General features: G+C 49.1%; 15 protein-coding genes and 1 tRNA gene. 5 read left to right on the plus strand and 11 right to left on the minus strand.

The genetic code is table 11. The annotated features are described in order from the left end of the window. Window positions 1–47 precede the first annotated feature (47 nt). Window positions 48–356: a hypothetical protein gene (locus EGT74_RS03055; protein ID WP_123845064.1), complete on the plus strand. Its 309-nt coding sequence runs from the start codon at window positions 48–50 to the stop codon at window positions 354–356. 83 nt (window positions 357–439) lie between these two features. On the opposite strand, the gene EGT74_RS03060 is transcribed toward EGT74_RS03055, so the two are convergent. Both EGT74_RS03060 and EGT74_RS03065 read right to left on the minus strand, forming a co-directional pair. Next, complete coding sequence (locus EGT74_RS03060; protein WP_123845065.1) at window positions 440–955, minus strand: DoxX family protein; 516 nt, start codon at window positions 953–955, stop codon at window positions 440–442. A gap of 55 nt (window positions 956–1,010) precedes the next feature. Further along, complete coding sequence (locus EGT74_RS03065) at window positions 1,011–1,601, minus strand: Crp/Fnr family transcriptional regulator (protein WP_246008108.1); 591 nt, start codon at window positions 1,599–1,601, stop codon at window positions 1,011–1,013. A gap of 223 nt (window positions 1,602–1,824) precedes the next feature. Between EGT74_RS03065 and bla the strand changes: the two genes are divergently transcribed. Beyond that, window positions 1,825–2,583 carry a subclass B1 metallo-beta-lactamase gene (gene bla, locus EGT74_RS03070; RefSeq protein WP_123846813.1) on the plus strand — a complete coding sequence of 253 codons (759 nt, stop codon included), beginning with the start codon at window positions 1,825–1,827 and terminating at the stop codon, window positions 2,581–2,583. Between the two features lie 255 nt (window positions 2,584–2,838). Here bla and EGT74_RS03080 read toward each other — a convergent pair whose 3' ends face one another. The 9 genes from EGT74_RS03080 to EGT74_RS03120 all read right to left on the minus strand — a co-directional run bounded on the left by EGT74_RS03080 (window position 2,839) and on the right by EGT74_RS03120 (window position 7,416). Further along, the gene (locus tag EGT74_RS03080; protein WP_123845067.1) at window positions 2,839–3,267 is read right to left on the minus strand and encodes a VOC family protein; all 429 of its coding nucleotides are present in this window, start codon (window positions 3,265–3,267) and stop codon (window positions 2,839–2,841) included. 35 nt (window positions 3,268–3,302) lie between these two features. Then, complete coding sequence (locus EGT74_RS03085; RefSeq protein WP_123845068.1) at window positions 3,303–3,800, minus strand: SRPBCC family protein; 498 nt, start codon at window positions 3,798–3,800, stop codon at window positions 3,303–3,305. Then, window positions 3,800–4,117 (minus strand): ArsR/SmtB family transcription factor, encoded by a 318-nt coding sequence (locus EGT74_RS03090; RefSeq protein ID WP_123845069.1) that lies wholly within the window; start codon window positions 4,115–4,117, stop codon window positions 3,800–3,802. The genes EGT74_RS03085 and EGT74_RS03090 overlap by 1 nt, the downstream gene beginning before the upstream one ends. Window positions 4,118–4,339: 222 nt before the next feature. Then, the gene (locus tag EGT74_RS03095; RefSeq protein ID WP_123845070.1) at window positions 4,340–4,780 is read right to left on the minus strand and encodes a DUF6326 family protein; all 441 of its coding nucleotides are present in this window, start codon (window positions 4,778–4,780) and stop codon (window positions 4,340–4,342) included. A gap of 10 nt (window positions 4,781–4,790) precedes the next feature. Beyond that, window positions 4,791–5,417 (minus strand): hypothetical protein, encoded by a 627-nt coding sequence (locus EGT74_RS03100; RefSeq protein ID WP_123845071.1) that lies wholly within the window; start codon window positions 5,415–5,417, stop codon window positions 4,791–4,793. A gap of 146 nt (window positions 5,418–5,563) precedes the next feature. Then, on the minus strand, window positions 5,564–6,190 hold the full coding sequence (locus EGT74_RS03105; protein WP_123845072.1) for a hypothetical protein: 627 nt from the start codon (window positions 6,188–6,190) through the stop codon (window positions 5,564–5,566). A gap of 84 nt (window positions 6,191–6,274) precedes the next feature. Beyond that, window positions 6,275–6,856, minus strand: coding sequence for a Crp/Fnr family transcriptional regulator (locus EGT74_RS03110; RefSeq protein ID WP_123845073.1), 582 nt, complete (start codon window positions 6,854–6,856; stop codon window positions 6,275–6,277). A 5-nt stretch (window positions 6,857–6,861) separates the two neighbouring features. Then, complete coding sequence (locus EGT74_RS03115; RefSeq protein WP_123845074.1) at window positions 6,862–7,095, minus strand: hypothetical protein; 234 nt, start codon at window positions 7,093–7,095, stop codon at window positions 6,862–6,864. Between the two features lie 247 nt (window positions 7,096–7,342). Then, window positions 7,343–7,416, minus strand: a tRNA-Asp gene (locus EGT74_RS03120). A 293-nt stretch (window positions 7,417–7,709) separates the two neighbouring features. Here EGT74_RS03120 and EGT74_RS03125 point away from each other — a divergent pair. The 3 genes from EGT74_RS03125 to EGT74_RS03135 all read left to right on the plus strand — a co-directional run bounded on the left by EGT74_RS03125 (window position 7,710) and on the right by EGT74_RS03135 (window position 12,755). Continuing rightward, window positions 7,710–8,294: an RNA polymerase sigma-70 factor gene (locus tag EGT74_RS03125; protein ID WP_123845075.1), complete on the plus strand. Its 585-nt coding sequence runs from the start codon at window positions 7,710–7,712 to the stop codon at window positions 8,292–8,294. Between the two features lie 165 nt (window positions 8,295–8,459). Then, complete coding sequence (locus EGT74_RS03130) at window positions 8,460–9,401, plus strand: FecR family protein (RefSeq protein ID WP_123845076.1); 942 nt, start codon at window positions 8,460–8,462, stop codon at window positions 9,399–9,401. A gap of 30 nt (window positions 9,402–9,431) precedes the next feature. Continuing rightward, window positions 9,432–12,755 carry a SusC/RagA family TonB-linked outer membrane protein gene (locus EGT74_RS03135; protein ID WP_220392801.1) on the plus strand — a complete coding sequence of 1,108 codons (3,324 nt, stop codon included), beginning with the start codon at window positions 9,432–9,434 and terminating at the stop codon, window positions 12,753–12,755. The last annotated feature ends 7 nt before the right edge of the window (window positions 12,756–12,762 follow it).

The following is a 12,762-nucleotide window of genomic DNA, read 5'->3' on the forward strand; positions in this document are numbered from 1 at the left end:
TGCGATGGCGGGCGACTTCCTTCATCATCTCAATAAAATGAACCGAAATGAGAAGAGTGCTGCTTGTCGGCCTTCTGCTAACCAATGTTCCGTCAGCAGACAAAATAACTATAAAAAATATTGCACTGTTTGCGGCCTCCAACCAGACGGAAGTAGAGGCCGTTTTTCTCCAGCATCACAACAATATTGATATCGTGATCATGGGCGCAGGAATTGAGCTGGAAACAAGATTGCAAATTATCCGGTACATATTCAGCGCCAGCGACACCACTTCCGTTCACATGAAAGACAGGGCTTCGGGACCGGAAGGCTTCATTCCTTTTATCAATGACGTATTAAGCGGCTTGCTGGGCTAGCATATGGCACCCCACGCCCCGGTCCCGCATACATATATCCATTAAGGATTAGCCGGAGCTTTGCCATTGGGTCAAACAGACGATCACCTGCTTTCATTCACCTCGATATACCTGTGATCTTTTTGTGTGAAAAGCCGCGCGTTAATGATGGAAGGTTTTATGCAGGAAAGGTAAGTCCAGCCGATAAAGACTGCCTGCAAGGGAATTCTGTACCACAGGTAACCCGGCCCATCCCCGTCAAGGGTCGCGCTTTCAAGATTGACGTGGTGCATCGTGGCGTAAATGTTTGCGGGAAGCAACAGCACAAAAAAAGCGATCAGCAGCCACCCCGTCAATTTTGCGTACCTGGGCAACAGGAGCCCAACCGCGGCCAATATTTCCAGCACCCCGGTGGCGTATACCAACGGAGTCCTGAAAGGCACAAAATCGGGCAGCATCATCGACATACCTTTGGTAAACACAAAGTGCGCAACGCCCGTTGCCACCAGCATGGCCGCCATTGCCATCCTGCCCGAAAGGGCGAATCTATATTCCTTGTATAATATTCTCATGACCAGTAACGCAATGAGGAAAACGACAGGTAAAATACTTTCCGGCATTTCTTTCTTTTTTGCAAAGATGAGCCGAAACGCCGGAGCAAACAATGAACCAGGGTTAATAAATGCGCTTGCGTATCCGGCTTAACGCCTGTGGAGTAATCCCGATGTATGAGGCGATATATTTCAGGGGGATTTGCTGCATTAACCGCGGTTGTTCCTCGATCAGTTTCAGGTATCGCTGTTCCGCCGTGTCGGTCAGCAGCGAAATCTCCCGCCTTAGCCCTTCCATATAAAGCCCCTCGCTGGCGTTCCGGCCAATCGCGTCCCCGACGTCCGTCCGATCATAAATAACCTGCAAATCCGCGTAGGTTAAACGCCAGAGCGTGGTTTCCGTAATCGTTTCCATACAGTATACGGACGGCGTTCGCCTCAGGAAGGAGTCGTACCCGCTTACAAATTCATTGGCAAAGGAAAAGGAAAAGGTGACTTCCTGCTCATCTTTGGGGATATAAAACCGGACGATCCCTTTTTCAATAAACGAGAGGTAATCTTCTGTTTGCCCTGTTTTTAACAACATGGCTTTCCTGGGAAATTCCTGCCGTGTAAGCCTGGAAGCAAAAAACTGCCAGTCATGGTCACTGATCGGCGTTAATGTTTCAAAATACTTTCGAATCTGGTCCATTGCCGGAAAATATTGGTTTGCCATCGTTGGACGATTGGCGCTGACGAAGATACGGCTTTTGTAAAATCCCTTTAAGCCCGATACATCTGCGGATACGAAGATTTATACGGTGCATCCAATACGAACCAATTTCTGCACATGTTACTATATGTTTTTTGTAAATTTACCGTTCTCAAACAAGTATAACTGTCAAATTCGCATTGCCATTACCCGGGTGTACGCTAAAATTCTGAAAACAACAAACAATATGAAAGTCGCCATAAAAATTCTATTGATAACCTTATTCACTGTTTCGATTTTAAATTGCAGGGCTCAACAAAAAGACGCATTCAAAGCCAAAGTGGTTTACAAATCCGATAACCTGATTGTTACCCAGATTTCCGAAAACGCCTTTGAGCATACTTCTTTTTTACAGACGCAGGATTTCGGGAACGTTCCCTGTAACGGCCTGATCGTCAGAAACAGCCAGGAAGCCATTGTTTTTGATACGCCAACCAACGATAAAATTTCGGAAGAGCTCATCAAATGGATAAAACAGTCGCTGCATTGCAGGATAAACGCAATTATCCCGACCCACTTCCACCATGATTGTTTAGGTGGCCTCAAGGCATTTGACGACCAGGGCATTCCATCTTACGCATATGTCAAAACGATAGAACTCGCCAAAGAAAACAATTTTATCACCCCAAAAAACAGCTTCCCGGACTCGCTTATCCTGAAAGTAGGCCATGAAACAGTGATTGCGAAGTTCTTCGGAGAAGGGCATACCAGGGATAATATCGTCGGATATTTCCCCGGCGAAAACGTCCTGTTTGGAGGTTGTCTGATCAAAGAACTGAATGCCGGCAAAGGTTTCCTGGGTGATGCAAATGTTGCCGCCTGGTCAGGCACGGTTGAAAAAGTGAAAGACCACTACCCGGATGTGAAAATTATTGTGCCCGGGCACGGGGAATATGGGAACAAAGCATTATTGGACTACACGATTAACCTGTTCAGGGTCAAATAACATATTGAAGAACTGCTGCCAGAATAAAGGGGCCTTACATACATTCAATGGATTCGAACAAAACCACCGCAACCATCCTGCAGACAAAACAGCATTTCGAGATTCTCGACGGATTAAGGGGCATCGCCGCGCTGCAGGCGCTGTATGGCATATACGCAGTATGCCAAGCTTTAGGGGCAAATGGTTGGCTTAACTTTATGGCAGTGGGCTCGCCACCCTATAAGGGCCGCTTTTTTCTCCGGTTAAATTTGCCCGTTATAATTGGGGGTCAAATTCCACAATCCATTCAATACCATATCTGTCTCTGAACATCCCGGCGTATGTACCCCAGGGACCTTCGCCAATGGGCCCTTCAACATCTCCGCCTGCCGACAGGCCGTTAAATATCCGGTCTGCTTCTTCACGGCTTTCGGCGCTGACTGATATTTTAGATCTGTTTTCGCTTTCGTTGACCCGGCCCATAAATTCGGGAACGTCGTTGGCTATCAGCACATTTTGTTTACCAATTGGCAAGGCGATGTACATTAACTTGTTTGCCTCAGCTTCCGCTACCGGAAACTCATCGTTTGCCAGATCTTTAAAACGGATGATCTTTTTGAACTCTCCGCCAAAAACCGATTTGTAAAAAGTGAACGCTTCTTCGGCATTCCCGTTGAAGTTGATCCATGGATTGATTGTTCTCATAGTTTTTATTTTTAAATTGTTGATCTTCCTGTTTATTATTTCTGTGATAAAGTGGTTAACAGCTCTTCCAGGTTTTTTAAGGTCATGGTAAAGCCTATTTTGAAACCCGCCAGTAATTTTTCCAATCGCTCAAACGATTCATTAAAAATGGTAATGTGCACTTTGGTGATGCCATTTTGTTCGCTGAAATTGTAATCCCATTCAGAACCCGGCAGTTCACGGTTTTCGTCTTTATCCGCAAACGTGTTGTACATCTTGAAATTGGTTTTCGGGGTGATGGACGTAAATTCCTGCACCGCCCAACGCTCCTGCCCGTCGGGGCTTATCATCGCGTAAAACCGCCGCCCGCCCACTTCAAAATTCATATACTTCGTTTTGGCGCGCATAGGTGCAGGCGCGCTCCATTGGTCCAGTAACTCGGCTTTGGTAAAGGCATCCCATACTAAAGAAAGCCCGGCGTTAAATTCCCTGATTATAACCACGGTTTTTGCCGCTTTGTCAACATTAAAATCAAATAGCAAATCGTTGCTCATTATTGCTGTTTTTTAATTGTTGATAATAAATTGTCAAGCTGGTTAAACTGCGTTTCCCATTTTTGCCTGAACTGGGCTAACCAATGGTCAAACTCCTGCATTTTCTTCGCATTCAGGTGATAATAAATCTCCCTGCCGCTCGGCTCAGGTTTAATCAATTCGCACTCGCACAATACTTTAATATGCTTTGATACCGCCTGCCGGGTCATATCAAATTTTTCGGCCATAGCATTGGGTGTTAATGCCTGGATAGCAATTAACGTTAAAATAGCCCTGCGCGTGGGGTCTGAAATGGCCTGGAATATATCTTGTTTCATTCTTGTTGATTAATTAAGCAACCCTCAGGTTGCAAATATATATGCAACTTTCGAGTTGCGCAAATATATTTTCAGTTTTTAGCGGGTCTCTGAAAAATTGTGGAGGTTGGGGAGGGACAATTATGCCAGGTACACGGATTTGGGCACTGCCGTATCCGTGTACCTGGCACTAAGGGAGGTAACAAAAAAATGGCCAATACGAAACCGGGGCATCGTCCTGGATCATAGGTTTTTCATCTCAATACGGGGCCATTTCCATGCATAAAGGATAATCAGACAAAGAAGAACGACTTCCACAACAGCGCCAAACACCATGTGTATCCAGGCCTCTCCCACCAGATTAAACAACGTAAAGGGAATGAACAACGCGGCAATGATGATATTTGCCCAGCGATTTACTTTAGCCGGCAGGGCAACGGAAAGGAAAATCATTAACGCCGGAATCGTCACAGCAGCGAGTACTATCAAAAGAAAAGCTTGCGAAATGTCAAATACAAATACCTTGCCTGCTAACAGATCTTCCAGCGAACCCGGCATAAACAGGTGGAAATAATCTACATAGATGTAGAGAAACATAAAACTCGCCCACAGCGCTGCAAGCTTGAGTTTCAAACTGACTTTGATGTCTTCCAATGAGTTTTGCGGTGTGTTTTGTGTATGCATAAATTATCAGTTAGAAATTAAACCCGAAATGAAATCCCGGTTCTCCGAAGACGAATTTGGACCATTTATCATCCAGCTGTTTAAATCCATCAGGCATTTTTGTGTGATAAGCACGGTGGGTAACTGCAATTGATGGCTGAACAAAAAATCTGTCCTTAAAAAGTTTGATGTGATAACCAACACGGTAAGTATTGAAAATCTGAAAACCATTGTCGGTTTTTTTGCCGTCAACATTCATAAAAGTCTGCCAGGTAGGCATTACATTCAGTTCGGCATATAAACCTTTCCACAAAAATCGCTGGTAAGCCACTGATACGCCATACTCACGAACATATCCCGGAAATTCTTCTTCCGGCTTACCGTATGATTTGTTTAAAAATGGGTGAATACCATTCGGCCAGGCATATTTCCAGGTTTTGGGTTCTACTGTAATTACATCTTTTCCTGTAATCCGATAGCCTACATTGAGTTGAACGAAGCCCGGGGGGTTGGTAGAAGCCAGATTACCCAATAAAAATATAGTGCTGCCAACGAACCACCGTTTGTAAGTGCTGTCTGTTTTATCATACTGTGCTTTGAGTTGGAGCGTACCTGTCATCATCAAAACAAAACCAATCAATAAAATTTTCTTTTGCATTTCTATTTTAATTAGTATTAAACGATACTGTAAAAGTAGATTGGCGAGATGCTATAACCCGTTCACTTAAGTTAAGAAATGAACCTTACCCTATATTTTTCGCTACAATCCTTGCTTTTAACCTGCTTGGAGATCCGGGTTCGATGCTAAAAATTAAACCCAAAATGAAGCCCGGGTTCAAAACCAAAGAATTCAGGCCATTTACTTTCCGCTAATTCAAAAGATTGGGGTGTATTAGTTTTTACAGGCCAATGGGTCAGACCAATAGATGGTTCTATGAAGAAACGGTTTTTAAACAGTTTAACCTGGTAACCCAAACGGTAAGTCATAAATAGCGTGTATCCATTTGCAATCTTTTCGTTATCCTCATCATAATATTTTTGAAAAGCATTCATTGCATGAACACCCGTATATAATCCTTTCCACCAAAAACGATTGTACGCGACTCCAAGTACATTCTGGCGGACATGTCCGGGGTAGTTTTCTCCCGGTGCATCAAATGATTTTCCCCAGGGGATACCTAATGGGTAGGCAAACCTGGATCTTTTTAATTCCAGGAAAACAACATTTTTAGGTGTTATCCTATATCCAACATTTAGCTGTATAAAATGAGGTGGGTTTCGGTCATTGGGAATAAAATTCCCCAACATCAGGAAGGTACTCCCAATAAAATACTTTTTGTAAGTACTGTCTTGTTTGGCATATTGGGCTTTGAGGTGGAGCGTGCTTATCGTCATTAAGACAAGACAAACGAACAGAATTTTCTTTTGCATATCAATATTACTGGTTGTTAAATGATATGCAAAGGTAGATTCGCGAGATGCTATAACTCGTTCACTTAAGTTAAGAAATGAATCCTACCCCTTATTTTTCTCTACAATCCTTGCTCTTAACCTGCTTAAAGACTGGGGTTTGACACCCAAATAACTCGCTAATTGATGCTGTGGCACACGCTGAATAAGGTCCGGCCTTTTTTGCATCAAGTTCAGGTATCGTTGTTCAGGGGAAGAAGTTTTAAACTCGTCAAAATCTATTCGTTGTTTAGCTAAAAGCTGTTCGGATAATATTCTGCACATGGTTTCAAACTTCGGAAATTTACCGTTTATTTCTGCCTCCATATCAGCATTTGAAACTGTAAGTATGGTGTCTTCTATACAGCTTACATAATATTCGGACGGAGTTTTGCTTATTACACAAGGCGGGGTCAAAGCTTCCATTTCAGTATAGAAAGCAGTCGTTTTTTCTTCGCTATCCAAAACATAATATGTCCGGATACAACCTTTTAAAACAAAGTAGCTGTCTTTCGATTTTTGTCCTTCCTTGAGCAAAGTCGTCCCTTTCTTAACAGAGCGGAATAAATCTAACGAAAGTATTGCGTTCTTCTCATCATCTGTCAGAGAAACGTATTTTGATATAAAGTCAAATAGTATGTCCTGCATTGTTTTTATATGTTGATACTGTCGTCTGTTACACTCGCCACCAGCTCAAAAATAGGCGCAATTATACGATTTTCAAAAAAACGATATATATTCCTATGTGGCTGCATCTGGGCATTAAATTCATTGGTTGCTATTGGAAGCTTGGCCACAGGGGCAGATTTCCTGGAAGTTAGTTGCTCAACCTTGCCGATGGCAGAAAACAAAACCTGGCCAGTGTGTTTGCCGTTACCTAAATCCATGTAATAGCGGGTCAGTTTATCTGGTATTTAAAGACAAAGGTCGCTGCTTGTAAAAGTGTCATCTTAAGGGCTTTCGGGGGTGACTCTCCATTGTTGTGCCGGGTCAACCTTTTAAGGGGTTCTTCGGTGAATCCTTTATAGTACGAGCCGCCCCTGCAAGCTCTGCATGATATATACGTAGTATGCCATATCATCCCAGGTTAAAACAAACAAAAAAGGCGCTGATCTCTCAGCACCTTTATTTCTGCGGACCGGACGGGACTCGAACCCGCGACCTCCGCCGTGACAGGGCGGCATTCTAACCGACTGAACTACCGATCCTCACCACCAACACGCCTTTCAGCGTACCGGTTGTCCCCTTTCGGGGCTGCAAATATAGAAATATTTATTTCAAATCGCCAAATTTCCAGACATAAAAATTCTCAACATATCAATACAAAATTACCTCCTCCTATCCCCCTTACCCGAAGCAGCGCCAATTTACCGCGTAAAAGTTCGTTTTTAATTCACTAATATTGAGCATTGGATATTCCACATTTTTCAGATCAACCAAAGAGACTAGCCGCACGAAGCGTAACCTTACGATAACATTGGCTTTATAATTTTGCGTCATCATGGACAGTAGCGTCATCCAGATTCCACCGGCATTGATGCACCGGTTTAAAAAGGGACAAGAAGAAGCGCTCAGGGAACTGCTCGGCATCCTGGGCCCGAAAGTATTGGGGTATTGTAAAAAGAAAACAGGCAACGACGAAGACGCGGAAGAACTGCTGCTCGACATCTTTCTCAAACTCTGGCACTTCCGCGACCGGCTCGATCCGGACGCCAACGCGGAAGCACTGCTCTTCACCATCGCCCGCAACCACATCATCAATTTCATGCGCAATAAAGCGCTGCGCCGCCTCAGCGCCCTGGCGCCGGAAGAGGCTGCCCTCCAGCAGGAAGACAGCATCGTCCGCAAACTCGACTATAACGAGCTCTACCGCCAGTACCAGCAGGTGCTGGGCAAACTGGGCGACAAACAGCGCACCGTATTCCGGCTCAGCCGCGAAGAAGGCCTCTCCCACCGCGAAATCGCCGATAAACTGGGCATCTCCGTACGCACGGTGGAAGCCCACATCCACAGCAGCCTCAAAGTGATCAGAACGGAACTGAAAGATAGCTACGTGCTGCTGGTGCTGCTGTTCCTCCACCAATAACTCCCGGCCCTGAAAGCTTAAAAAAGACAGCCCGCCGGGTAACGTGCTCCAACGCCCGCCAATACCCCCTTCCGCAGCCGCTTCCCGGGCCAAAAAAAATTTTACCCCTCCACTAAGTAGTCCAGCCATTTCCCGTGTATATATAGGAAAGCACATTCCTATCACATGAGTCACGACCATTCCGCGCGTATCCGGGAATTATTCGAAAAGATCCAGCACAACACCGCCACGGCCGAAGAACTGCGCCAGTTCATCGCCCTCACGGAAGAAGCCGACCAGCAACAGCTGCTGCCGTCACAGGAGTGGGAACAGGCCGCCCCGCAACCTTTGCCGACGCAGCTGGAACAGCGCCTCATCCGCAAGGCAGCGCCCAAAAAGCCGTTGCTGCGCCGCCTGCTCCCCTACGCCGCAGCCGCGGCAGTGGTCACGGCCGCCCTTATCCAGGTGTTCCGGCCGGCGCAGACGGCGCCGGAAACATGGGCCACGGCCTATGCGAACGACGGGGAGATCAAAAAAGTGATGCTGCCGGACAGTTCCATGGTAACACTGAACGCCCGCTCCGGCATCCGCTACAACACCTCGGCCGAAAACCGGACCGTGCACCTCGAAGGACAGGCATTCTTCGACGTACGGGCCGACCAGCAGCGCCCCTTCATCGTGTGCAGCGGGGAACTGAGCACGCAGGTGCTCGGCACTTCCTTCGACGTAAAGGCCTATGCCAACGAAAAACCGCAGGTGGCGGTACTGACGGGTAAAGTAAAGGTAGCCGACCAGCATGGCCACAACATCGTGCTGGCGCAGGGCGACCAGGCGCAGTACAACACCGGCGCCACCGCGTTCAACCGCTTCCGGGCAGACACGGCGCAGATGAGCAGCTGGCAGCAGGGCATCATCAACATGAACAACAAAACGCTGCAGGAAGTAAGCGCCGAACTGGAACGCTGGTACAGCGTGCGCATCGTGCTGGAAACACCCGGCATCGGCGCTCATGTATTATCCGGCACCCAGGTGAACGCTTCGCTGGCCAGCACCCTGGAATCCGTTTGTTTCATCTTCAACCTGCAGTACTCGCAGGATGGCACTATGGTTCGTATCCGCAAAAAATAACCACGCAAAAACACGTTCAAAACCGATTGTATGAATTCATTTTTACTGAGAAAGCTGCTACACCTCCGGCTGCTTCTACTGGCCATGCCTTTGCTGGCGCTGGCCATGCCGGCGGCGGCGCAAAACCAGGAAGACCGCACGATTTCACTTTCCGTGAAAAACGCCGGCGTTACCGACATCTTCCGCGCTATCGAAAAACAGACCACCTTCCGGTTCCTGTACGACAAATCGTTGGAAACGGCGCCGGGTAAATACACGCTCACCTACCGGAGCATCACCGTATCGCGGTTGCTCTCCGAAATCGATAAACAGACCGGGCTCCAGTTCAAAGTAACGGGCAACAACATCTCCGTCACCACCCGGGGCAAAGCATCTTCCGCGGGCCAAAGCAACGGCAAAAGGGAAATAACGGGCATCGTGCGCGATTCCACCGGCGCGCCCATGATCGGGGTCACCATCATGGTAAAAGATTCCCGCGCGGGCACGGGTACCGACATCAACGGGCGGTACATCATGTCGGTGGACGACGATGCGGTGCTGGTATTCAGCATGATCAGCTACCGCAAACAGGAAATCCCGGTGTCTGGCCGCGACAAGATCGACGTGGTGATGCAGGAAGCCTCCTCCGCTTTGGAAGAAGTGGTGGTAGTAGGTTTCGGGGCGCAACGGAAAGTGAGCCTCGTGGGCGCGCAAACCACCGTATCGCCGAAAGACCTGAAGCAGCCTGTTTCCAACCTCACCAGCTCGCTCGGCGGCCGCATCGCCGGCATGGTGAGCGTGCAGCGTAGCGGCGAACTGGGATATAACGATGCGAACATCTACATCCGCGGCATCTCCACCTTCTCCAGCGGCCTCAGCGCGCCGCTCACGCTGGTAGACGGGGTGCCCCGTCAGATCGGCAACCTCGACCCGGAAGACATCGAGAGTTTCTCCGTACTGAAAGATGCCGCCGCTACGGCCGTGTACGGCGTCCGGGGCGCTAACGGCGTCATCCTGATCACCACCAAATCCGGCAAGGCCGGCAAACCGAGCTACAACTTCCGCTATACGGAAGGGATGACCAACTTCACCACGCTGCCATCTTTTGCGGACGGCGCTACGTACATGGAAATGTCCAACGAAGCGCTGCGCACCCGCGGGAGCTCTCCGCAGTATTCGGACGAGGCCATCCAGAAAACCCGCGACGGCAGCGATCCTTACCTGTACCCGAACGTAGACTGGTTCAAGGAACTGTTTAACAGCCACGGCCGCCTCCGCAACGCCAACGCCAACATCAGCGGCGGCTCGGAAAAAGCGGTGTATTATATCGGGCTCGGGTTTTACGATGAACTGGGGCTGTATAATATCGACGAACTGGCGAAATACAATTCTTCGATTTTCCAGAAACGCTACAACGTAACGTCCAACATCACGCTGTCGCCCTCGGCCACCACCACCGTGAAGCTGGGCATCAGCGGATACCTCAATAACATCAACCTGCCCAATACGGGCGTCAGCGGGATTTTCGAAGACGCCTACTTCATGACGCCGGTGCAGATCCCCACCCGCTACCCGGACGGTAAAATTGCCGACGTGCGCAGCGGCGGCCTCTCCAACCCATGGGCCAGCCTCACGCAGGCAGGTTACGCCAACCAGTGGAGAAGCCAGATCTTTTCGAACCTGCGCCTCACGCAGGAGCTGCCTTTCCTCACCAAAGGGCTGTCCGTCACAGGCATGTTTTCTTTCGACGCCTATAACTACACCAGCAACCGGTACACCAAAACACCGGATACCTGGCTGGCGACCGGCCGCGACGTCAACGGCCAGCTGCAATACGAACAGACGGCCATCGGTTCCGAGTTCCTGGCCTATGGCAAATCCAACGCGGGCGAACGGATCATCTATTCCGAAATGGCGCTCAACTACAACCGCTCCTTCGGCAAACACGACGTAAGCGGGATGCTGCTCTATAATAAAAACGACAAAATCAACACCTTTGCCGGCGACCTCGAAACCTCCATGCCCTACCGCTACCAGGGCCTGGCCGGCCGCGCCACCTACGGCTACAACAACAAATATTTCGTGGAAGCGAACTTCGGGTACAATGGCTCCGAGAACTTTTATCCGGACAAGCGCTACGGTTTCTTCCCCTCCGGCGGCCTCGGCTGGGTGCTGTCTGAAGAAAAGTTCTTCCGCCCGCTGAAAAACATCATCCCCTTCTTCAAGGCCCGCTTCTCCCACGGCCTGGTAGGCAACAGCCAGATCGACGGCAGAAGGTTCGCTTACCTCGCCACAGTGGCCAGCACAGGCAGCTATGTATTCGGCAAAACGCCCAACAATCCCTTTACCGGTAAGGAAATCGGGGAATATTCGGTAGACGTGCAGTGGGAAACTTCACGCAAGACCAATCTTGGTTTCGACATCCGGATACTGAAGGAAGCGCTGTCTATCCAGGTAGACCTGTTCAGGGAATACCGCAGCGGCATCTTCCTCCGCCGCCGTTCGCTGCCGGCTTACATCGGCATGATCAACGCACCCTACGGCAACGTGGGCATCATCGAAAACAAAGGCATCGATGTGGCCCTCAACTACAACGGTTACATCGGCGACGTATCGCTCTCCATGATGGGCAACTTCAGCTTCAACCGCAACAAGGCCATCGAAAACGACGACCCTTCCTGGAAATATCCCTGGCTGAACCGCAAAGGCCAGAAGGTGAACCAGCGTTTCGGTTACATCGCCCTGGGCCTCTTTGAAAGCGACAAGGAAGTGGAAAACAGTCCGCGCCAGACGGGCGACGTGCGTGCGGGCGATATCAAGTTCAAAGACATCAATGGCGACGGCGTGATCGACTCTTACGACCAGGTGCCCATCGGCTACGGAGACGTGCCCGAGATCATGTACGGCCTTGGTTTTACCGCTGGATACAAGGCATTTGCGATATCGGCGTTGTTCCAGGGCGCGGCGAATGTAGACGTGCTGCTCAGCGGCGAAGGCACCATGCCCTTCCAGCAGGGCCTCGCACGCGGCAACCTGTTCGACAACATTACCGACCGCTGGACGGAATCCAACCCGAATCCGAACGCGTTCTACCCGAGGCTGATGGCCGGTTCGCTGAACGACAACTACACCGCCAGCACCTGGTGGGTAAAGAACAGCAACTACCTGCGCCTGAAAACGCTGCAGCTGAGCTACAACCTGCCGTCGGCCTGGATGCAGAGGCTCCGCCTGAAATCCGCCAACATCTTCTTACAGGGCGTCAACCTGCTCACCTTCTCTCCCTTTAAATTATGGGACGTGGAAGTAGGCAACGGCCGCGGCGCCGCTTATTCCAGCACCCGTTCATACACCGCGGGCATCGCTGTCAACTTTTAATCATTAC

It is taken from the genome of Chitinophaga lutea (assembly GCF_003813775.1).
Classification (GTDB): Bacteria; Bacteroidota; Bacteroidia; order Chitinophagales; family Chitinophagaceae; genus Chitinophaga; species Chitinophaga lutea.